Genomic DNA, 22,752 nt, shown 5'->3' on the forward strand with positions numbered 1-22,752 from the left:
CATGCTAAAGTTCATTCGTCAGATAAAAAGTGCCCTTTCAAGTGATCTCACTCCTTCAGATCTAGCGACTCATTTATCTGAGTTGGATCCCAAATATACTTTCAAAGAAAGAATGGTCGCCCTTGGCCTTATTATGGACTGGATACGCTTACCGGTTAAGTCTCCTCCACCAGAAGGAGTTCCAAGCTATGTCCACTCGCGGGATCTAAGATTTAAATTCTTGTTCCAGTTTCTTGAGCGTCATCCTGAAGAGGCCCAGCATCTGGCAAGTACTCTCCAGGAGCTTATGGTTCCAGGGGGAGCTGTTGGACTATATTGTTTAATTGGAATTTCAGAGAAACCTGGATTCTTTGTAGAGCTAACCAATCGTATGGTTCAAAATTCTCTACCAGATACTTTTACTGAAAAAGACATTTCGGAAACTTTCAAGAATCTATTTGCTGCGGAAGAAGACGCCATCTGGATAGAAACTTCCTTTAAAAATATCCTACCTGCTTTTGAAGAGTTTGCTCATAAAAACTCAATTAGCTTCGATGCAGTTAAAAACGATCGTATCGAGGCCATGATTATTCTTGGTGCAAAGATTGCGTCACTTGGTACCGACCAAGACATTCGTCGAAGACTCGACAAGAAGCGTTTCACAGATTCAAGCTTTCTCCGTCTGAACCGCGCGATTAACCGTGAACAAAGAGATGATGAGCTCATTTTGAGGGAAGTATCTGCTTCCCGCCTGGATCTCCAAACTATTCGCAATAATATCGAAGCGACCGGAGTTTCGGTGGACCTCATCTTTAAGCTCGAGAAGATCAGCTCGATCCTCGATCGTATTGAGATGCTCATCTATCTTGAAAGAGAAGCGGGCCCAGTCATGACGGGGCAGTTTATCGGTCGTCTGGTCCGTGATGAACTAAAAAGTCGCAGTGTGAATGACTATATCCGTGAGAACCTTCATCTCTTAACCAGAAAAATTGTTGAGCGGGCCGGAGAAAAAGGGGATCACTATATCGCGACCACAAAGGATGAGAAGCGGACCCTGTTTATCGCCGCTGCCTTGGCTGGTATTCTCACAACTTTCACGGCCGTAGTGAAATTTTATATCGGGGCCTTCCACTTACCTTTATTCTTCGAAGGTTTCTTTTTCTTTGTTAACTATGCTTTCGGTTTCCTGGCCATGCAGAAATGGCATCTGGCCCTTTCAAGTAAACAGCCGGCCTATCTCGCTTCTGCCCTTTCAAGAAAGTTTGAATCTTTCATGAAAACAAAAGAATTAGATGAAGTGACCTCTGAAGTAAAAAAGATTGTTAACTCCCAATTACTGACGACTTTCGGAAACCTATTACTGGTTATTCCTGTTACCATTGCGGTTGATTGGGCATGGGTCTATCTCTTTGGTCATCATATTATGACTGCAGACTATGCGGCCTCTACGATTGATAAGCATAATATCTTTACCAGTCTCACTATCCCATTTGCTATTCTTACAGGCGTCTGTTTATGGCTCTCAAGTGTGGTAGCAGGATGGGTTGAGAACTGGCTTGTTTTTAGAGAAATACCAGAGGCGATCAGAAATAATACTCTTCTTAAGAATGCTTTCGGAAAAGTACATGTAAATTCCATGGCCGATCAATTCGCCGCTACCATGGGCGGGATTGCGGGTAATACGTCGATTGCATTTTTATTGGCGACGCCAATCATTATCGGTAAGTTTTCTGGTCTGCCCCTTGATATTCGCCACGTGACTCTTGCGACCGGTACCATCACACTCGCTCTTAATAGTATGGAATGGGATTTTCTGAGAGACTGGCCGACCATGCTGAATATGGTTTTAAGTGTCCTTACAATTGGCTTCTTCAATTTTACAGTGAGTTTTTATTGCTCGATCCGAATGGCGGCAATGGCGAGAAATGTTGATTCTCGTTATCTTAAAATCATTTTTAAGTATTCATTCAGGAAGCGCACTAGACCATTGGCAGGACAACAGTAAAGGTTGTGCCCTTCCCAATTTCACTGCTCACGTTGATTGATCCATTGTGGGCTATGACAATTTGTCGTGTGATATAAAGGCCAAGTCCTAGACCACTCACCTCGTGATAAGCGATTGCCCGTTCAAATTGTTCGAAAATTCTTTCAACATCTTTAGGTGCAATACCGCGACCTTGATCTGTCACCATAAGCTTCACACGATTATCCTCTTCAATCAGACGAACGCTAATGGGTTTATTGTTTCCGTACTTCATGGCATTGGTCAGAAGGTTAGTAAAAACCTGCTCTAAACGGAAGCGATCCCAGTTTCCAACCAACTCAGAAGGAGCATCTAATGACACTTCCGAGCCGGTCTCTTGGATCTGAGGTGTGAAACGATTCAGGACCTCATTTAACATCAAGGTCATGTTGAATTTTGAAGGCTGAAGATTGAATTTCCCTGTTCTTAAACGGGAAACATCCAACATGTCATCAACAAGTCTTACCAGGTGATTCAGCTGCATTTCATCATCCATAGTCATGCTATGAATTTTTTCAGGCGTAAATCGGGCGATCTCACCTTTGTCGATGTAGCGCTTACGTAACTGGAACTGAAGCTTCAGTGATGTCAGCGGAGTTTTTAATTCATGAGAAGCAACTGATAAGAATTCATCACGGATATTTACCGCTTTTTGAAGTTCTTCACGAGCAAACTTCAAATCATGAATGTCCGTGGCCGTACCAAACCACTGAACAACTTTGCCGTCTATGTCTAAAAGCGGCACACATCTTTCAAGATACCAACGGTAATTCCCTTTTCTATCTCTTAAGCGGTATTCACCGGTATATGTACGGTGTTCACTCAGGGCCTCACGACAGTTATGCATCACGAGAGGTTTATCATCAGGGTGAATATAATCTGTAAACTTCACCGTTTTGGGATCTTGCGGAGTCATTCCAATAAAGGTCCACCAACGAGCATTGTAGAACTGGCATTCGCCATTAGCATCCAGAACGAAAACGATTTGAGGCATCGAATTCGCAAGTCTTTTCATCTTCGTTTCACTTTCTTCAGCATGTATACGTTCATGAATTTGATAACGAAGATTAACAATCATCTCGTTGATTGAGTTTGCAAGCTGCCCCAATTCGTCTTTTGAATTGACCTCAACATACTCACTGAAGTTCCCTTTCCCCACCTCGGTCGTCACAAAGTTAAACTGCTTAAGAGCGCGAGTAAGACTGCTACTGAATGAGAAGGTCAGAAGAACAACTGAACCTTGAATCAAAATGACAGATGTGACCAGAAGCCACAGTATGACATTTTCTAACCAACGAGAGGCGGCACCTATTTTTTTGGAGAATTCAGTCTCGACGGCGGTAAAATTATCATTTAAATCAGAAATTCTCTCCAGAATGACATTAAATTCTTTCGGTGAATACTCTCCACTCTGGCGATACTTATTATAGATCTCTTTACCAAGTGACTCCATCTCATCAATGTAAACATCACCCTTTCTCCATGCCTTCACCGCCTGAACGAGATGCTGTTCCTGATGAAAACGTCGGTAGAACTTGATCACTTCAGGAATGTCATCTGGGTGAACCTTACCTCGAATAAGTCCGTCGGCCGCGATCTTAGGATTCATGTGTCTCTTCTCCATTTCAAGACGAGCACGCTGATCTCCAAGTGGGACATCAATTCTTTCAAGATAGATGCGATAGAATTTTACATCTTTGGTGATGAGATAATTTTGAAGTGCAGAGAGAGAATCCTTCTGACCTTTTGACCAGTCACTTTCGCCCGCAACGAATGCACGTACTGCACTCATTGTTTTTAAGGCGAAGACCAGCATGATCACCACAACGGCAATCATCAACCCCATGAAGCCAATGACTCCAAAAAGTTTTTTAGATACTGAGAGATTTTTCCACCATTTCATTTGTATAAGCTTATCGGTTTCAGAGGGAATTACATGAAAATCTACGCTGTGAACATAGATTTCATATAGCCTTAAGAATAAGAAATCTTAAGGATGTTTTTTTTTCATTCTTCTTAGAGGAAACGATGAAGTTTTAGTCTTGAGGTATATTGCTAATGGCAGTCAGTTTGCCTCTCACTTCTGAGTTCCATGTAGATCTCATAGTAGCGGTAAGAAGCGGGTTCATTTGCACCCGCTTTATGGTCCGGTTTCAGAGTGAGACAACCTGTTTTTAGAAGAAGATTCCAGAGGCCCGGCGTTTGATCCAGCTTTGCTCGGAGCGCTCTTTTAATAAGGTCATAGTGATAAGCAGAACCTTCAGCATGATCAACGTAATCGAAGAAGTGTTCTCCCCAATTAACAAATTTTAGATTGAATTGAGAATAGATCTTGTTTGCAAGATTTCCAGCGTTCTTGGCATCAGTTCCGATCATGTTCTCCACTTCCGCACGAGTGAAGGCCCATTGTTTGATCTGAAAACGAGAATCATTAGAGATGGCCGGATCAGGATATTTAATCGACTGCCACAGTCCTTCGACTGAAGCGAATCGTTTGCCATCAAGAATGAATGGAGTTGCACCAAAATTTGAAAAAATGCCTAATTCGGTTCTTTTAGAAAGAATGACTTCACCGGATTTAGCGTCTTGCGGGAGAATTTCCCAACTAGCAGCTTCGGAGCGAGGAACTTCAACCCACCATTCACGAGGATAGGTCTCGGCCAGAGTGATGAAAGGGACTAAAAGAACGAGAATTAGAAGTGCTTTCATGCTTTGAAACTAGCATTGTGAGCACAAATAAGAAACCCCGCCGAAGCGGGGTTTTATGAGCGATTAAGCTTCGCGAATGACGTACTTATCTTTACCTTCATCCACCATCTCTTTAAGTTCTTTACCAACTTTAAAGAATGGAACTTTCTTTGGACTTACCTTCACAACTTTACCAGTCTTCGGGTTACGACCTTCATAAGCTTTATAATTACGATTTGCGAATGAACCGAAACCTCTGATTTCAATTCGTTCATCGTCGAATAGTGCCTGAATCATGCTATCAAAACAGATGTTCACGATCTTCTCTGCTTGATGATGAGGAAGGTTTGCTTGTTTTTCAATCACGGCAATCAAATCAGCTTTAGTCATTGTCCACTCCTGTTACGGGACTATCATATTTGTATGATTTTGAGAGCTTATCGGTCACCCGAAAAATTAATTTAGTATCTGCCTCAAGGTATGGGCGATTTTTTTCTAAATAAGAATCCCTCATCTTCCCTAAGTATAAGAAATTATTGCACAGTGTGCAATAAACTCAAGTGGAATTTCGGTTAAGCGTAGAATTGTTTAAGGAAACCCAAAATAGACTCGATAAGTCGTTGAGGAATAAGGAATATGGACTCGCGATTTAATAAATTTTTACAAATTCTGACCCTGCTTGCGCTAAGCGCAATCATGGTGGCCTGTCAGGACACTATTCCTAAGCGTTCCCTTATTACCCCAGGTTCTTCAACTGACAAGCCTACCTGTACGGACGTTCCTGAGGAAGTGACCGAAGATCTTCCTAAGTGTGATGACGATACTCCTACTCGTCCAACGGGTGCCATTTACTTCAAATCTGATTTTTGTGCCTGTAAAGATTCAAAACCTGTGAGTTACGGTAACTGCTCTTCTTTCTGTGCCGGTAAAAATACTAGCGGTGCAGAGACCTTCTTTGCGAACTTCACAGTCACTGAAGACATTTCATTAAGTGGACTAGGTAACGTATACGCCTGGTGTACGACTCCATTCTCAACTGATACAGCAAACCCAGAATGTAAATTAGAAGCAAAAGATGATCAGGGTAACATTACCTATGTTGCCGTTGATAATATTCTCAACTCGAACTCAATTAAGGCCAATATTCAAGATGACCTTGCTTACGACAAGACCTACGTTCTGACTCTGGTAGAGATGACTTCTAAAGCAAGATCAAACTCCATTCAGATGGTGAAGTTCTCAACTGATGTGAGCTCACCGACTCTTGGTCCTTTAAAAAATGCTCCGATTTCTCAGTACACTTGTATGGTGCGTGAGTTCTCTACCGACGATTCGACTGGTGATATCTATTATGATCAGGCCTATCGTATGCATTTCTACTTCATTCCTCGGATGCCGCCGACACCAATTCCGGCCGGTAACTCGAACCTGATCTGTCACGATATCTTCAATCCTCTTTATGGAGCGGTTGATAGTGAACTATATCCTCGTTTTGAAACGATCCCAGGTGTGTTTAACCTTTGGGACACAACTGATCCACGTTTCTACGATAACAACGGTTCTGGTGGTATCGACGTAAACGAACTCATCATTCAGAAGACGAGAAACTTCGGCGGTACTGTTCCTACTGGAACTAACTTCTTCGCCACTTTCTCTTGGCCGGGTTCACCGACTCTTTCTGAAGACGCTGGTAATACAACGAATACGACTCAGCCTCTGGGTTACTATATGGCCCCTTGGATTGATCAATCGACGTACAAGTCATATTGCTTGAACTCTACTCACTACAATAGCTCAAACCCGCTCTTCAAAGCGATGAGAGACATTATTGAAGTGGATACTGAAGGTCTTTATATTGGTGAAAAAGCGGCCGAAACTGTGACTGACAGTAACGGTAATACGACCACTGGTTTCAAAGACTACATCCTTATCCGTGAAACTGATCTGAAAGCAGTATGGTTCTATTTAAAGAGTAACGTTCCAACAGCTCCAACTGATGATAACGTTGCCAACAATGCCGTTTATTTCTATTACCCACTTAATAAGGCCTCGCCTTTCGTGAAGACCTCTACTCAGAGAATCTTCCGAGTTCGTGGTGCGAATGAATTGGGGAACAGTAACGTTTCTTCGGGTGGTTCTACTTCGACTGGTAGTACGACTTCTTATCCGCCACACGACCGTAAAATCGGATGTGTTCCTAAGTTCTAGATATAGTTCCCTACCACTCTTAAAAGCGGATCGAGTTCCTCTTTGAAGGTCTGGTAAAAAACTGTGACACAAATGCAGACGATCACAATATTGATCGCAATTGCGGCCAGGATCTCCTTCCAACCAACCCATTCCACCGGAACGAAAAAGCGTTTAAAGAGATATCCCATAATCACAATACCGATCCAAAGGTAGAAGTAATACTTGAGATCGTCCTTACGCAGGAAGATCCCCATCAGGGCCGGCAAAGCATCCTTATCCATTAGGACATCGGCCAGGAAGTCTAAAACTTTCGGACTCTCTAACAGGAACGGCCCCAGGGCATTGTCCTTGGCCTTATCGAGGATCAGTTCCTTCACCCTCTCCCTCGGCATCTGACGAATTGGTGAGTCCACCAGAATTTTGCGAACGATCTTCACCACTTTCTCGTCTAGTAACGAAGCAGCAGTAATGTTCTCGTGGCCCAATTTCTTGAGCTCTTCAATGGCATTATAAGTATTGTTTTGGAGATTTTGTCGGGTCTCCTCGAGCTTGACCGCCATTTCTGTTTGTTTACGGCGTTGGGCCTCAAGATCCCGGAGGTGCTTATCTTCATCTTCCTGGCCGAGGCCAGGAAGTGAAAATAAGAAGAAAATTAAGAGGAGAAATTTCACGCCGCTTTTTTAGCAACTAACTTTTCGTAGATAACAGTCATCGGAATAGCGATGAAGATTGTCGAGTAAACACCAAGGATTACCCCAATAGTCATGGCGAAGAAGAAGTCGTGAATTACTGAACCGCCAAGGAACAACATAACAAGTGATACACCAAGAACCGTCATAGACGTGATGATGGTACGAGACATTGTTTCATTAAGAGCGCGGTTAACTGTTTCAGCTGTAGAAAGCCCTGGATGAGAAACTTCAATCTCACGAACACGGTCATAAATTACAACGGTATCGTTTACTGAGTAACCAATAATCGCCAGAAGTGCGGCCACGATTTGAAGCGAGAACTCTTTTTGAGTCAGGATGAAAGCACCAATGATGATGGTTACGTCGTGAATAAGGGCCGCAATCGCACCAGGAGCAAACTTGTAATCGAAACGAAGAGCTAGGTAGATCATGATCGCGAGGATCGCCCAGGCAAGAGCTTTGAACGCTGACGTTCTAAGTTCAGCACCTGCTTTTGGACCTACGATATCGTTTTTAAGGATTTCGTAAGAATTTTCACCGTACTTCTCATTAAGAACTGTACTTACTTGAGTTGAGACAGCATTCAGGTCGCCCTTATCTGTTTCGAGCTTAAGGAGGAATTCATTTTGGCTTTCGTCACCGATACTTTGAAGTTGAGAAAGGGCAACTTTCTTTTCATTCATAAGATCACGAAGCTCAGAAAGAGCAACTTTCTCTTTGAACTTCACTTGAACCTCTACCCCACCGCGGAAATCTACGCCGTAGTTAATTCCTTTAGTGAAGTACATAACAACTGTACCAATAATTAATAAGAGAGAGCAAAAGGCAGCGGCCTTAAACATCCCTACGTAATCGACATATTTTTTTGGAGTACTCATTTGATTAATCCTTCAATTAAATGCTTAGTTTTTTACGTTCGCCGTTTCCTACGTACATCTCGAACAGCACCTTACTTACGAAGTAAGAAGTGTAAACTGTTGTACAGATACCGATAAGAAGAGTCACAGCGAAACCACGAACTGGACCAGTACCGAAGTTCAGAAGACAGATACCAGCTAGTGCAGTTGTGATGTTAGCATCAGCAATCGCCCAGAAGGCCTTCTCGAAACCTACGCGAACCGCCTCAAATGGAGTTAAACCAATGGCAAGCTCCTCACGGATACGCTCGTAAATAAGAATGTTACCATCCACCGCCATACCTACAGTAAGGGCGATACCAGCAATACCTGGAAGAGATAGAGTTGCACCTACACCGATCAGGATCGCAATCGTGAATAGAACGTTAAGTACGATTGTAACAGTCGCGATAAGACCAGAAAGTTTGTAGTAGAAACACATGAAAGCAAGAACCAGTAATGAACCGATGGCAGCAGCGACTTGAGCTTTATCAATCGCATCAGCACCTAGTGAAGGACCAACGACACGTTGCTCTTCAAACACAAGTTCAACAGGAAGAGCACCAGCACGAAGAACCAGAGCAAGGTCACGAGCTTCAGTCATTGTAGCGTTATAGTCACCAGCACCCAGAGTAATCTGAGCAGAACCACCAGCGATACGGCCTTGTACAACCGGAGCTGAGTAAACGTTACCATCTAGTACGATCGCAAGACGCTTACCAATGTTAGCACCTGTGATGTTTTCGAAAATTTTGGCACCATTTGGTTTAAACTCTAGTCCAACGTATGGACGGTTTTGCTGTTGATCAATACGAACCACAGCTTCTTGAAGTTCTTCACCAGTTAAGCTTGCAGTTGATTCAACAAGGTATGGCTCAAGGTTAGTGATATCGTTAGTTACTTTGTTAACTGTTTTTGCGAAAGCGATTTCGTTACCAGCAGGAAGGTCAGCTCTCAACGTATCGTTGATTTGACGAACGTAATCAGAGAAACGCTCCCCTTTCTTATATTCGATACCGGCCTTCTTAACTTTCTCAAGCCATTCATTAAGTGCAGTTGGAGCAATGTTGTCGTTAACGAATTTGAACTCAAGCTTTGCTGTTTTACCAATTAGGTCTTTAGCGCGGTTGATGTCTTTAACGCCTGGAAGTTGAACCACGATACGATCAGAACCTTGAGAAACGATTTCTGGCTCTGTTACACCGAATTCATCAATACGGTTACGGATAACTTCGATTGATTTAGAAAGAGCTGTATCTTCGATTTCCTTAGTGAACTCACGGCCAAGACCATAAGTCAGAGTCGTGCCTTCTTCAGCAGTCAAACGAAGTGGATAAGCATAAAACTCTTTTAGTTTTGCGCGAGCAGCTTCAAGATCGCTTTCTTTTGCGATTACGATTGAGTGCTTTGGATCTTTTGCATCCGAAGTATTAAGGGTTCCAAGCGTCGCTTCGATACCAATGTCTTTCAACGTTGCGATCGTTTTACGAGCGTAACCTGTTACTTCGTCACGGTAGACTTTGTTAAAGTCGATACCAAGAACCATGTATAGTCCGCCTTGAAGATCCAATCCTAGGTTGATCTTACTTTTTACCGGAAACGAACTATCGTCTTTAAGGTTTAGGAACGTAGGAGTTACTGCCATTAAGGCACCAATCACTAACGCCGCTAAAAAACTAAATCTGAACCACCATCCCTTGGCCATGTACACTCCGTGTCTATTAAGGGTTTCTTAGATAAAATATGATGTGAAAATTCTAAACAATTTAGGGAATTAGAGCAATGAATAGAAGGGCTTTTCGCCCTTCTATTTTTAAGAATGAGGAGTTTCTTTCTTTTCTTCGGTCGGGGCTTCTACTTTCTCAGTGGGGTGCTGAGTAGCGTCAGCGACCTTCTTGTGAGTAGAATCTGAGTCATCTTGCAATTGGTCACTGAAACCTTTCGCTGCATTTTGAAATTCACGGATTCCTTTTCCAAGACCTTTTGCAAGCTCAGGAAGTTTTTTTGGTCCGATGAAAATCAGGGCAATTAAAAAGATGAGGACTAATTCGCCAAATCCTAAACCGAACATAAATTACTTCTTAGCTTCTGTTAGAAGAGATGCAGCAGAACCACCAACATGAGATTTAAGAACCTTCATTTTAGCGCCGCCATCTAGCTCAAGAGTTACAACTTTCTCAGTGATACCTGTTACTTTTCCAAGGATACCTGATTTTGTATAAACTTCATCACCGTGAGCGAGTTTGTTGATGAAATTTTGCTCTTCTTGCATACGTTTCTTCTGAGGACGGATCATCAGGAAGTACATAACTAAGAAAATTAGTACGAATGGAATGAATGAAATGAACGGTGACTGTTGAGGAGCTGCTGCTGTTTGAGCGTGAGCAGATGAAATCAATAAATCAAACATGGTAATCCTTTTTTATTCCCAACGATTCGTTGTGTAGTTGTTATAAAATGTCTTGTAATAATCGTCAAATTCTCCTCTAAAAATCGCCTCTCTGGCGCCCTTCACCATCTGAAGGTAGAAGTGAATATTATGATAACTAATGAGCTGGCCCGCGAGATATTCTCCAACATTAAACAGATGGCGGATGTATGTTCTCGAGTAGCGCGTGCACACCTGGCACGAACATTCCGGATCTGGTGGAAGTTGATCTTCTAAAAATCTAGCTTTCTTAATGTTGAGTGGTCCATGAGTCGTGAGGAACTGACCGTTACGGGCATTTCTCGTAGGAAGCACGCAGTCAAACATATCAAGACCGGCCTTAATTCCGTTTAACACGTCGAGAGGTTTTCCTACTCCCATGAGGTAGCGTGGCTTTTCTTTCGGCATGGCAGGAACGAATTTTTTGCAGAACTCGACCATCTCTTCGTTTTTTTCACCAACTGAAAGACCACCAAGAGCGTAGCCATCAAAGTTAAGCTCTTTTAATCCTTCCATGCTCTCCATGCGAAGATCATAATGAAGACCACCCTGGATAATTCCAAACAGGTGCTGATGTTCTTTGAGCTCTACAGTTTTGCAGCGTTTTGCCCAACGATGAGTGAGTTCCATCGATGTGCGAAGAGTTTCTTTTGTGGCCGGAAGTTTCGGACACTCATCAAATGCCATCACGATATCAGAGCCAAGGGCACGCTGAATCTGCATGGATTTTTCTGGAGTAATGAGGTGTCTCATCCCATCAATGTGAGATTGAAACGTCACACCTTCTTCAGTGAGCTTGTTAATGTCTGAAAGTGAGAAAACCTGATATCCACCAGAGTCTGTGAGAATGGGACGATCCCAACTCATAAACTTGTGAAGGCCTCCCATTTTTTCCACGAGCTCGTGCCCTGGGCGAAGGAACAAGTGATACGTGTTACCTAAGATGATCTGAGCATTCATACGCTCAAGATCTTCCTGCCACAGAGTTTTAACAGACGCGCGAGTTCCCACCGGCATGAAAATCGGAGTTTCAATTACACCATGGGAAGTATAAATGCGGCCGGCCCGGGCTTCGCCGGATGTGGCCTCTAACTGGAAAAAAGACATGATCTGTAAATACTCGAAATTTCTAAGATCGTCTAATAGATTCTAGGCGCGGAACCTCTTAAATTATCTACCTTTTCTGAGAATGAGCATGCCATCTCCGTAAGAGAAAAAGCGGTACTTCTTCTCAATGGCGATCTTGTAAATCTCTAAGGCTTTTTCTCGACCGATTAAAGCACTCACAAGCATCAAAAGAGATGATTCGGGTAAATGGAAATTAGTCACCATGGCATCAATCGAATGAACTTCTTTTCCAGGGTGAAGGAAGATGGAAGTGGAATTCAAACTGCCTGGATTATCAAATTGCACGTTGCCATTTTTCCATGAACTCTCAAGAGTCCTGAGTGTGGTGGTTCCAACCGCAATTCTGAATTTGGCCTTTTGAATGGTCGCTAGGTTCTCTTTATCGATCGTGAAGAACTCTTCGTGCATCTTGTGATCGAGAATATTGTCGGCCTTCACAGGAGCAAATGTTCCTGCTCCCACGTGAAGAGTCACAGTGGCAATTTCGTGGCCTTCATTTTTAATTTTTTGAAGTAGTTCTTCCGAGAAATGCAGGCCCGCAGTAGGAGCTGCTACTGAACCAGTTTCAGCTGCGTACACGGTTTGATAAGTGCGTTTATCTTCTTCGTCTGACTCTCCACCGCGAATATAAGGAGGAATAGGAATTTTCCCAATTTCCTCGAGAGTCTTAATAAGGGCCTCATGAGGAAGATTAAACTTCACGCCGAAAGTTCCTCCGCGAAGTTCAACGATATGAGCTTTCAAGTTTCCGAAGATGAACTCATCCCCTACTTTTCTTTTACCGGCAGCACGAATCATGGCCGGATAAACGTCATTGTCATGAAGAAGTGAGAGGATAAAAACCTCGGCCTCGCCACCACTAGGTTTGTTCCCAATCAGACGACAGGGAAAGACCTTTGAGCGGTTAAAAACCAGGGTCGAATGAGGTGGCAGGAATTTAGTGATTTCAGAGTAAGTTGAGTGAATGATTTCGCCCGTTTCCTCTTTGTAGACCAGGAGCTTTGAAGAGTGGCGGTCAGGCACCGGACGGTCGGCAATCAGTTCTTTAGGTAGCTCAAAATGGTAGCTCGAGAGCTCAAAATCAGTCATTTTTTCATTCACTCTTGGAAAAAGGGGTCACTCTTTGTAGGATGATTATAGGAGAATTCTTATGATGAGAAAAATTCTAATTTTGACCCTTGCTGCTCTATCTTTTGGAGCTTTCGCTCAGACCGCTGAAGAAGAGGCCATTATTCTCAATCAAGAACTCCAATTCCTCGAAGATTCTGTTAACAATACCCAAGCTGTATCAATTAATACTCTGGACGTCGATGCCAATAGAAACCGCGCCATCAATGACGAAGGTCTTGAGCGCACTTATTTTGGTGAAACAGAAGAAGACGTAGTGAGTACGAGAACAGCAAGTCCTAAGCGCCGAAGCAACTAGGCCATTCCGAATCTTCTCGCCAGCGAAAGCACAGCTTCAGTCACTTCATCAATATACTGCTTAACTGCCTTGTACATTGCGAAGGTCTTCACCTGCTCTAAAAGCATTTGAAAAATATTATTCAGGATTTTGATCACGGGCTCGAGATTGAATTTCTTAATCACTAGATCGATCACAGAACTCGCCTCCTGAACTTCCTTACCTTTAACTACATAAAGTGGATTTTTGTTTTTCATTAGTTAAGCTCCTTGCTTACGGCCTCAGTCATAGAGACGAATTGTCGTTGCAGGTCTTTAAAGTCATTTGATTTGAAATGAAACACTGACTTTCTTTGAGCTAATGATTTACCGAATTGAACTTTGTTCGTGAAAGCTTCGTGCATTGTCGCTTCCCCAAGTGTTTCTCTGATGTGCTCGAGATCAGTTGATGCCTGTTTTCTACGAGTATCAAAGAGATTCGGAATATAGCCCAAGTTCTTAGGAGTCGAAGTAATTTCCATTTCAGCGATATCCGCCACTACTTGTTGAATGTTTTTTAGACCTTGTTCAGAAAAACGATCTGGAACGAAAGGATAAAGAACACCATCAGTAGCACACAGGATATTCACCACCAACAGACCCAGAGTCGGTGGACCGTCGATGATAATAACATCGTATTGAGAGCGAAGTTCAAATTTCTCGATGAATTTTTTAAGAATCAACTGTCTAGGCGCATTGATGCCGGCCACAGTCAGTTCAAACCCAGAGAGTTCCTGGCCAGACGGAATAAGATCGATATTTTCATTAGTCTTAATAATGACGTCATTTAGAAATGTCGACGTGTGGAGAGCTTTGAGCTCTTTCACTGAATTAATCAGAAGATGATGGATGTTCTTGCGGTCATCTGAAGTTGGAATATCAAATAGCGAACTGAAGTTCGCCTGAGGATCCATATCAATACACAGGACCTTCTTTCCTTGATGGGCAAAAGCATGGGCCAGGTTAAAGGCCATGGTTGTTTTCCCTACTCCACCTTTCTGGTTCATCAGGGCGATGATACGTGCCTGGTTTGCAGTGGGGGCTGGATTTGCCTTAAAAAAAGAAAACATCCGGGTCTCCTTCAAAAATGCCAACAATTCTGGTCAAAATTCCAAATTCTCTAAAATTTTGCCCCTCGAGTGGTCCTTTGTAAACCCTCGAATTCTTAAGAGTCCATGGTGACTATCCGACTACTTCAATATGTTAAATGGGACAATAGTCTCACGAATAATTGTTTAAACGTTTCCAAGTCTAAGGAATTTATGAAAAGTCCCGATAAAGCTCAGGACGGATCGAAAAGGAAAAGACCATGGTTGGTTTAAAAACTTTCTGGATACTCATTAGTGCCCTCTTTTTATTCAGTGCTTGCGTGCCTTCCACGAAGCAAACTGAGTGTGGAGCTAATGAAGCTTTTAACTCTGCACTGAGAACATGTGTACCTGTAGTGCAAGGCCCAGATGCATTCATTCTCATCAATACTTATTCTCCACTTTATACTGTAAGTGCGTTTAAGAACGATTACGATCCTATTGAATTTAAAATTACAGTTTCGAATCCATATGGGCAGGCCTATACGATTGAATGGGAAAGAGTGTTTAACGGTCTTCCTATTGCTGTTGGGACGAACTCTGATACTTACTTACAGTACCCGGCCCTACTAGCTACTCAAGTTGGTACTCACGCAATTACTGCAAAAATTAAAAACTCGAAAGGGACTATTGTTGATACTCATAGTTTCCAATTGAAGATCAATGATGATCCGAAACCGACGATCAATACAATTACATTGAATCCAAGTGCATACGTGTTGGATCTATTACCAACAGATTCTCCGCAGACTTTTGCATTCACTGTTAAGAATAACAATGCTGATAGCTCTCTTCTTAATGCTTCTAAAATTTCTTGGACTGTGACGAAGAACGGTGCTGCTTATTATTCTGAAACGGATGCATTTTCTAACTTTACTCCATCAGGTACGAACAACGCTTACCTGGGAGCTTCTCCGGTTCCTTATTTTGATCCGGCTGTTCACGGTGTAGGTAACTACGTTATTCGTGCGGTTGTTGAGAATACAGCTCCAGGCGAAGTGACAGACTCGTTTCAGTGGAACGTGAATGTTAAACAACCTGATCTAGCGAAAGTTACAACGATTGCTCAACCGGCTCCGGGTGTGACTATTACTGCCCATGATGGTGTGTCTTATAACCAGTACCCTACTTATAGCTGGATTCATACTGGTACAACTAAACCTAACTTCTGTGTAACTATTGATGACAGAGATGGAACATATTCTGGTGATGGTAAATCAATCCAGGTTCGCTTTTATTTGAATTCTCTTGGTGGTGACATCTGTACCAAGAAGACTTTGGACACTCCAGGTTCACAAACTATCTGTTTGATTGATGCGAATAATTGTGATCCGGATGGTGCGAATGTGCCGTTTGATCCAACTATATTAAAATTTGCAAATGCTAGTTCGGTGTCATCTCAACTTCATAAAGTTACAGCTCGTCTTTTTGACGAAGCGACATCACTAGAATTCCAACGTTCCAACGTAGTGCCTTCAAATGGCTCATACCCTATTGAGTGGATGGTGAATAACCTTCCAGTTAACACTGCACCAGCAATGTCTTTCGGTGCGACTCAACCAACAGGTTGCTCTTCTGCCGGGGCTTATACAAGAACAGGTTGTCAGGTTTCTCAAGGAACCAATTTCACAGTTAGTTTTGTTGTAAAAGATGACTTTTATTCTGGTATTGCAAACGCAGTTGAATTCCTTTGGGACGTAAGACTAAAGTACAACGGAACCGATATATCAAGTCCTCCAACAAATACTACCTGTACGAAGGCCCTTGGTACAGCAATCACTGTACCAGCTGGTTCAGGTCCTGCAACTGCAGTGACAGGTGGTGGCCAACAGTGGACATGTACTCTTGCTGTTCCTCACTTCATCTCAACCGGGCCACTTAACCCTTCTTCTGGAAGCTATTCAGTAGTTGCTAGCATGCAAGACTCCGGATCTCCTGTTGGTGGAGCTCCACAAGTTTCACAGAGCTTAACTTGGAATCTAACTGTTACCGAGACTAACCCGTCAACAATTAATCTAAATCCTCAAACTGCTCTACTCGCAGACTCACATATTGCTTTAGGTGGAGTTGTTCTTGACCCATCGACTTCGGCCAGCTATGCGACCGAGCGAGATACTGTAACTTTCAGACTTAACGTGACTGATGGAGAGGTAGATGATTTCAAATACAAAATTTCACTTTGTACATTAAATACTCCTGCCCCATGTACGGCGACCGCACCTATTACTTCGCCGAGCTATATTAACTTTGTAAGGGCCCTACAAGCGATTCCATCTACGAACCCTGTTCTAGTTTCCGGATTACTGTATACATTACCGGAAGACCTATTACTTCAGGTTTCTCCTCAACTTGATGTTGATCTTGTAACAGGTGCTAGAGTGTATTTTAAAGTCGATGTAACAGATGTTCCAAGTGTTCCTCTGACTGCGACGACCTCGGACTCTGAAATTTTTAGCATCTATGTAAGAAATTATAACCCCGCTCCTGTAATCAATACTGCGACAGCTGTTCCAGCAGTGGGCTCGACTTCTGTAGTGTATTCAGGGATGCCTTTTACAATCTCTCCCGGTGTAGTATCAGATGCCTCTGGCCCAGCAGTCGAAAAAGTTATTCAGTACCAATGGTATGCAAAGATTGGTGTAGGTGCCTGGACGGCCATCCCAGGAGCGACAGCTGAAGTACTACGCTACACTCCAGGTAACATCACATCAAATATCGATCTAAAACTTTGTGTTGGTGATAGACCTGCTGCGAATCCGGTGACCTCTACAGGCAGTTGTTCTGGTAGCTGGACTATCTCACCAAGAAAGTATCTAGAAAATTTATCAGCGTCTGGCATCGCAGTTGGGGCCCAAGTCGTTAACGAACAAGCCGTATGGTTCGACAATACAAATACTGTTCCTAACACGCAGGTTATTTACACTGCTTATACAGATAGCCAATTTTATGTATATGTTGAGAAAACAATAAAAAATGCGTCCGGTAACATTATTCTGAGCACCCAGACTACTCGATTTTATGCACTCGATAATGCGGTACCTGGTGTATCAACTTTATCTAATCTTTCTATTTCAGGATCGGCAGACAGTGTATATGTGGCTTATCTAGCCAGTGTTTCGTCTTCCCCAGGTGTTCTTGTCCCTAGAGTTCGTCGAATCAACAAAGACTATGATAGCCCTGGAATAAGAAATAAAACGGGTCTAAGCCACCCCGCTCCTTTTGGGTTTAACTATAGTCAGTATACGTTACAAAGTGGAACAACTAATCCGTGTCCAACAACTTTACCTACAATTATTTGTACATATACTCCTAGTACAGGCCAAGGCGTTCCTTCGAAAATTACCTTCTCAGGCGTTATGACAGATGGCATGGAAATTAATATTAACAATTACATTTTCACTGCTAGAGGGACTGCACCATTAGCTGAAAATGAAGTTTGCGACAACACAATTTGTAGTGACGTAAACATGATGGCAACTAGCCTTGTTAATAAAATTAATGCAAACACTAATACTGCTCTCCATGGAATTACAGCGCACGTAGGGACTTCTCCCGGCCCAGGCCAAGCCGTTGTAGAACTTTATAACTCTGGGAGAGACGATTATCTAGACTTTACTGGCTTCCCTTCTACCGCAAACGGGTTAGGAAAAATTTTCGTGAAAGATGCTCATTGGTACCTACCTGTTATCGATGTAACAGATGATAATAATGTGACCTTGATTATTGGTAATTCTGACGAGCATATGCGCTTAAATGCTACAAGCTTCCAGACACTCACAGATATGGGGCGAACCGCATTTTTCGATAGTGAAGTTAGCTCTAATGGAGAACTAGTTTTCGCTCAAATTTCAGCAGACTTATCAGATGCCGGAACTCTTTACCTATATCGATATGTAGATATGGGAATAACTTGGGGCTTATTTGATGCTGCAGGATCGGCTTCGCCTTCTGACCAAGCTGCTGTACAAATTTTTAGCGCCTATACTTTTGAAAGTGTAAGTCTTGCCACAAACAAAACTGGTAACTCTTATTTTTACGTATTAGCAAAAGAAAAAACAATCAATGGCGGAGAATACCATATTGGCCGATACAACATTGATCTAGACACTGCTGTCACACCAAGTGAGAACTTCCTCGCTTCTAACTTATTAGCTACTGACTCTACATCTGTCGTTATGCCAGATGCTAAGGTTAAAGTAGCGGAGATTTTCTCTGTCGCAGGGTATGCCGAGGCGAGAATTCTATTTAATTCTGTAGGGTCGGGAGCTGTAAACTACCCTCGCATCGCAAGATGGAGAGCAGATGACACTATCTCATGCGGAACCTGTGAATCGTTAACTGGAAATATTGAAACTCTGAGTACATCAAAAATTGGATTCTCTCAGGTTGCAAACGATCTCACATATGGTGTTGCCGGTGCAGTGGCGAACGAAAATATTCGTGACATCGTGTTCACTTCATTTAGCTCAGATATCTCGAACACTGATCTTTTTAGACCTCAACTGGGTATTATTAACGCAGAATCTGTTGCGATCCAGTCAACTACTGTCGATGCAACCGGCATGTGGCGCCCTCCTTTCGTATTAGATTAGTAGGAAATTTTAATAAGTTTGGTATGATGAAGTTATGCAACTTCGTCATACCATTTTTCTTTGCCTTCTCTTTTTGAGCGTCTCGGCCCACGCCTTTGAACTCATCATGATCCAGGCCGTCTCAGACACTAGAAAAACGTTCATTACCCGCAATGGTAAGCGCCAGGGCGTGCAACCAGGTATGACAGGTACATTTACCGCAGAGGACGTTTCGATCCTTGCTAAGGCCATTAACGTCAGCGGTAACTTCACTCAATGGCAAATTGTAAATGCAGATGCCATGCTCCCTTTCGAAAAGGGCACCATCGTTACTTACTACCCTGCTACCGAATACATCTGGGCCCTCTCGCCAGAAACTGAAAGAAAGAAGTACATCAAAACCATGATCCCGGTTGCCCGTCGTTCATGGGTCTTCAAGGGTGGTCTTACCCGCGGACTTTCTGAATCAGTTTCAGATGCTCCGGCCAATACTTCTAAACGTGGTGGCTTCACGGGCGAGATTTACTTTGAAAAAGATATTCCAAATGGCGGAGGCCTTGCCTTTGACATTGGTGTTCGTTATGAGCGCGAAGTTATTAACTACTCTGGCGCTTCTTTAGTTACCAAAAGAAGTCTTCTAATCGGTGACGTGCTCTACTACTTCGATTCTTTTCGAGACTTCCTATCTGGCGGTAAATTCTTTTTAGGTGCCGGACTTGGTTACGGGATGTCGAACACATCAACTGTAGGTCTTGAGCAATCAGGCCCAGTTTCTCTTCTACCAACTGTTAAGGCCGGTGTGACACTTCCCTTCAATGAAACGTGGGAGTTCTTAACCGATGCTGCTTTTGAGAGTTTAAATACTCGTGAAGAACAGGAAGATGGAAGAGTCCAAACCACAACTCAAACGAACTTTAAGTTTGGTTTTGGTCTTCGTAGATTCTTTTAGTTTCATCCCTAACCTACTGTCATCGTTCAAATAAATGGAATATATTTTATATGTATTGTGTTATTTCACTCTAAGACATAGAGTGTTCCTGTTACTGCTTGTTTCTTACTGTTAAGACCTCAACTTCTCATCATTAAAAATCAATCAATACATTTAACTTTATTTCCCAACACTCTAATTAGTGGGGAAAATTCTATGGAGACTCTATGAACACAAAAATTTACGTTGGAAACCTAAGCTTCAACATCACTAACGATGCTCTAGCTGATAAATTCGCAGCTTTCGGCAAAGTAACTTCAGCTAAAATCATCGTTGACCGCGACACAAACCGCAGCAAAGGTTTTGGTTTTGTTGAAATGTCTACAGGTGCAGAAGCTCAAGATGCTATCGCATCTCTAAACGGTTCTGACTTCGGTGGACGTAACATGAACGTTACTGAAGCGAAGCCGATGGAACCACGTACGAACAACCGTCGTTTCTAATTTTTGACCAAAAAAAAGGACCCTTTCGGGTCCTTTTCTTTTTCTGCCTTATTTATTCTTATTAAGACCGATATCTTTAATTCTTTGCATAAGCCAGTCATGAGCATTGATCGGCTCATACTTCTCACCAGCACCACGACATGAAGGAATGCAAGTAAGCATAGTATCTGGATTTGGATGCGTGAAGAACGGCATTGAGTAGCGGTTCGACGTAGCATCATCAGGGTTAACCACTCGGTGAGTAGTTGCTGGGATAACTTCGTTTGTAATACGAGAAAGCATATCACCTGAATCGATTACAAGTTGTCTGTCGTTACAAGAAACCGGTAACCATTTTCCGTCACGGTCAAGAAGCTCAAGACCAGCAGAAGTAGCACCAACCATACAAGTAATGAGGTTAATGTCCTCGTGAGCAGCAGCGCGAACAGCGTTCTTAGGAGCAGCTGGCCCTAGAGGTGGATAGTGAATCGCGCGGATGATTGAGTTACCATCAGAAAGCATATCGCGGAAATAATTCTGAGGAACATCAAGTGCCATTCCTAGAGAATCAAGAATCAATGTCGAAGTAGTGTCCATACCATCGTAAAGCTTAAGCATTACGTCTTTGAACTCAGCAACTTCAGTTGGCCAAAGGTTATCTGGAAGGTGTTTCTTGAAGCGAGCTGGATCTTTGATCGTTTCGCGACCAACGTGCCAGAACTCTTTTAGATCCGGGTACTGAGAGTTTTTAGCGTGCTCAACACCGAACGCAGTATAACCGCGCTGACCGCCGCCCTCTTTGCAGATATATTGTCTTTTTGTTGCTTCTGGAAGTTGGAAGAACTCATGAACCAGGTCATAAGCCTTGCTGGTAAGTTTATAATCAACCGGGTGATCAACGAGAACAATGAAACCGTAGTCTTTAAGACCTCTGAATAGCTCGTTCGTGAACTTCACTTTATCGTTTGTCGTTCCGTTAACGAAACTCATTAAACTAAGCTCTGGTACTTTACGAATGGCGTCCATGACGTCCTCCTGTTTTCTTAATTACTATCTAAATAATCCTGAATGGCGGGGGATGTCTAAGCAAAAAATTAGATCGTTCCTAGCGAGAAAATACCGTAGAAATTTTACAGGAATGCATTAGTAATTCTTATAGGTTTTGAGAGGAAAAAGGGGAGAATTTCTTCTCCCCTCCCAATCCTAGAACCACTCCATTAATAACCTTAAAATTGTTGTTAGCAATTTCAAAATCTGGATAATAAGTTCTAGCATTTTCAACGCTTTGAGCATCCCTGCCTCCTAAGGTCGCCTTCATTGGCCATAGGTGCTCTTAGCTTTGATCATTTATAAAATCGTGTTAGCATCAATTACCCTCCTAAATCCCGGTTTGTTAGGCCGTTTAGGAATTTTCAATGCTTTGAAACCCCTCTATCACGAGGGGTTTTTTATTTGGAAGAGTTGCTTGATTTCATGGGATATTTTTTCGGATTTGAAGCTGAGTCTAGTAACTAAATCCCGAGTGCAAGACCGGTTTTATTACCCTGGATTTGGGCCGGACGAGCGTTAACTAACCCCTCCAGAAAAGTCAGGGCAGCGCGAGCATCTACAGGGGCCTGGTATTTGCCGGAAACTTCCAGGATACAAACATCACGGAAGGTCCAAACTTCGACCGAGGGCTTCTTAATAAGTGGACTTTTTTGGGCCTGGGCAGGGGTCAGCTTAAGCTTCCAAGAAATGGAACTGACGTCAACACGACGAAGGTTTGAAAGATCAGGTAAATCAACTCCCACCATGCGAGCAAGATCAGCATGCTCAGGTCGAAAATCATCTCCCGGGGCCTTAAACGAACAAGAGTTCGAGTAACTTAAACCGTAGTTTACATCTTCCTCGCACTTAAACTCTCCATTCGTAGAGGCAGAAAGCTTGCGATAGATCGTCTCATCGATAGGTAGACTTCTTTGAGTGCGGAACTTAAGAGTCAGTTCATCCCCTTTTTGGGAACGGATAAAACGAAGAATAAGACCCAGGTCATTTAGGCCTTTTAGTCCTTTCTCAAAGAAAGAAATCATCTCTCTTTCTTCTTTCTCTCGAGGGATACTTTCAAGCACGTCACAAGAGTAGAGAATTTTCGCCTCTCCCCCTGAAATGTAAGAGACCTGTGCAAGCACAGGTCCCGTGATGAAAATAGCTAAGAGTAAAAGTTTTTTCATTAA

General features: G+C 42.8%; 20 protein-coding genes. 6 read left to right on the forward strand and 14 right to left on the reverse strand.

Annotated elements, in window-relative coordinates; translation table 11 throughout:
• Position 1 precedes the first annotated feature (1 nt).
• On the forward strand, positions 2-1,984 hold the full coding sequence (locus SOO65_RS14410; protein WP_321391457.1) for a hypothetical protein: 1,983 nt from the start codon (positions 2-4) through the stop codon (positions 1,982-1,984).
• On the opposite strand, the gene SOO65_RS14415 is transcribed toward SOO65_RS14410, so the two are convergent.
• From SOO65_RS14415 to SOO65_RS14425, 3 genes are all read right to left on the reverse strand, one after another.
• Positions 1,959-3,905, reverse strand: coding sequence for an ATP-binding protein (locus SOO65_RS14415; RefSeq protein ID WP_321391460.1), 1,947 nt, complete (start codon positions 3,903-3,905; stop codon positions 1,959-1,961). The genes SOO65_RS14410 and SOO65_RS14415 overlap by 26 nt on opposite strands.
• Positions 3,906-4,057: 152 nt before the next feature.
• Complete coding sequence (locus SOO65_RS14420) at positions 4,058-4,711, reverse strand: NADAR family protein (protein ID WP_321391462.1); 654 nt, start codon at positions 4,709-4,711, stop codon at positions 4,058-4,060.
• 63 nt (positions 4,712-4,774) lie between these two features.
• Complete coding sequence (locus SOO65_RS14425) at positions 4,775-5,080, reverse strand: HU family DNA-binding protein (RefSeq protein WP_321391465.1); 306 nt, start codon at positions 5,078-5,080, stop codon at positions 4,775-4,777.
• 246 nt (positions 5,081-5,326) lie between these two features.
• On the opposite strand from SOO65_RS14425, the gene SOO65_RS14430 reads away from it, so the two are divergent.
• Complete coding sequence (locus tag SOO65_RS14430) at positions 5,327-6,898, forward strand: hypothetical protein (protein ID WP_321391468.1); 1,572 nt, start codon at positions 5,327-5,329, stop codon at positions 6,896-6,898.
• Here the strand turns inward: SOO65_RS14430 and SOO65_RS14435 are convergent.
• The 7 genes from SOO65_RS14435 to queA all read right to left on the reverse strand — a co-directional run bounded on the left by SOO65_RS14435 (position 6,895) and on the right by queA (position 13,113).
• Complete coding sequence (locus SOO65_RS14435) at positions 6,895-7,551, reverse strand: hypothetical protein (protein ID WP_321391470.1); 657 nt, start codon at positions 7,549-7,551, stop codon at positions 6,895-6,897. The two genes, SOO65_RS14430 and SOO65_RS14435, sit on opposite strands and share 4 nt — an antisense overlap.
• On the reverse strand, positions 7,548-8,450 hold the full coding sequence (secF, locus tag SOO65_RS14440) for a protein translocase subunit SecF (protein WP_321391472.1): 903 nt from the start codon (positions 8,448-8,450) through the stop codon (positions 7,548-7,550). Before secF ends, SOO65_RS14435 begins: the two co-directional genes overlap by 4 nt.
• A 16-nt stretch (positions 8,451-8,466) precedes the next feature.
• Positions 8,467-10,173, reverse strand: a complete 1,707-nt coding sequence (gene secD, locus SOO65_RS14445) for a protein translocase subunit SecD (RefSeq protein WP_321391475.1) — start codon at positions 10,171-10,173, stop codon at positions 8,467-8,469.
• A 108-nt stretch (positions 10,174-10,281) separates the two neighbouring features.
• Entirely contained in the window at positions 10,282-10,539 is a 258-nt protein-coding gene (locus SOO65_RS14450; protein ID WP_321391478.1) for a Sec-independent protein translocase subunit TatA/TatB, read from the reverse strand.
• 3 nt (positions 10,540-10,542) lie between these two features.
• Entirely contained in the window at positions 10,543-10,878 is a 336-nt protein-coding gene (gene yajC, locus SOO65_RS14455) for a preprotein translocase subunit YajC (protein WP_321391480.1), read from the reverse strand.
• 12 nt (positions 10,879-10,890) lie between these two features.
• Complete coding sequence (gene tgt / locus SOO65_RS14460; protein ID WP_321391483.1) at positions 10,891-12,003, reverse strand: tRNA guanosine(34) transglycosylase Tgt; 1,113 nt, start codon at positions 12,001-12,003, stop codon at positions 10,891-10,893.
• A 63-nt stretch (positions 12,004-12,066) separates the two neighbouring features.
• The gene (gene queA, locus SOO65_RS14465; RefSeq protein WP_321391486.1) at positions 12,067-13,113 is read right to left on the reverse strand and encodes a tRNA preQ1(34) S-adenosylmethionine ribosyltransferase-isomerase QueA; all 1,047 of its coding nucleotides are present in this window, start codon (positions 13,111-13,113) and stop codon (positions 12,067-12,069) included.
• Positions 13,114-13,174: 61 nt separating this feature from the next.
• Between queA and SOO65_RS14470 the strand changes: the two genes are divergently transcribed.
• Positions 13,175-13,450, forward strand: a complete 276-nt coding sequence (locus tag SOO65_RS14470; protein WP_321391489.1) for a hypothetical protein — start codon at positions 13,175-13,177, stop codon at positions 13,448-13,450.
• Here the strand turns inward: SOO65_RS14470 and SOO65_RS14475 are convergent.
• Positions 13,447-13,686 carry a hypothetical protein gene (locus SOO65_RS14475; protein ID WP_321391492.1) on the reverse strand — a complete coding sequence of 80 codons (240 nt, stop codon included), beginning with the start codon at positions 13,684-13,686 and terminating at the stop codon, positions 13,447-13,449. The genes SOO65_RS14470 and SOO65_RS14475 overlap by 4 nt on opposite strands.
• Positions 13,686-14,537 carry a ParA family protein gene (locus SOO65_RS14480; protein WP_321391495.1) on the reverse strand — a complete coding sequence of 284 codons (852 nt, stop codon included), beginning with the start codon at positions 14,535-14,537 and terminating at the stop codon, positions 13,686-13,688. The genes SOO65_RS14475 and SOO65_RS14480 overlap by 1 nt, the downstream gene beginning before the upstream one ends.
• A 239-nt stretch (positions 14,538-14,776) precedes the next feature.
• Between SOO65_RS14480 and SOO65_RS14485 the strand changes: the two genes are divergently transcribed.
• The 3 genes from SOO65_RS14485 to SOO65_RS14495 all read left to right on the forward strand — a co-directional run bounded on the left by SOO65_RS14485 (position 14,777) and on the right by SOO65_RS14495 (position 20,557).
• Complete coding sequence (locus SOO65_RS14485; RefSeq protein ID WP_321391498.1) at positions 14,777-19,147, forward strand: hypothetical protein; 4,371 nt, start codon at positions 14,777-14,779, stop codon at positions 19,145-19,147.
• A gap of 34 nt (positions 19,148-19,181) precedes the next feature.
• Positions 19,182-20,075, forward strand: a complete 894-nt coding sequence (locus SOO65_RS14490; RefSeq protein ID WP_321391501.1) for a hypothetical protein — start codon at positions 19,182-19,184, stop codon at positions 20,073-20,075.
• A 206-nt stretch (positions 20,076-20,281) separates the two neighbouring features.
• On the forward strand, positions 20,282-20,557 hold the full coding sequence (locus SOO65_RS14495) for an RNA-binding regulator (protein WP_321391503.1): 276 nt from the start codon (positions 20,282-20,284) through the stop codon (positions 20,555-20,557).
• A gap of 48 nt (positions 20,558-20,605) precedes the next feature.
• Here the strand turns inward: SOO65_RS14495 and SOO65_RS14500 are convergent, their stop codons facing one another.
• A complete protein-coding gene (locus tag SOO65_RS14500; protein ID WP_321391506.1) occupies positions 20,606-21,562 on the reverse strand; it encodes an isopenicillin N synthase family dioxygenase in 957 nt (318 codons plus the stop codon).
• A gap of 485 nt (positions 21,563-22,047) precedes the next feature.
• Complete coding sequence (locus SOO65_RS14505; protein WP_321391509.1) at positions 22,048-22,749, reverse strand: hypothetical protein; 702 nt, start codon at positions 22,747-22,749, stop codon at positions 22,048-22,050.
• Positions 22,750-22,752: the final 3 nt, after the last annotated feature.

This window comes from Peredibacter starrii (genome assembly GCF_034259205.1).
Lineage (GTDB): Bacteria > Bdellovibrionota > Bacteriovoracia > Bacteriovoracales > Bacteriovoracaceae > Peredibacter > Peredibacter starrii.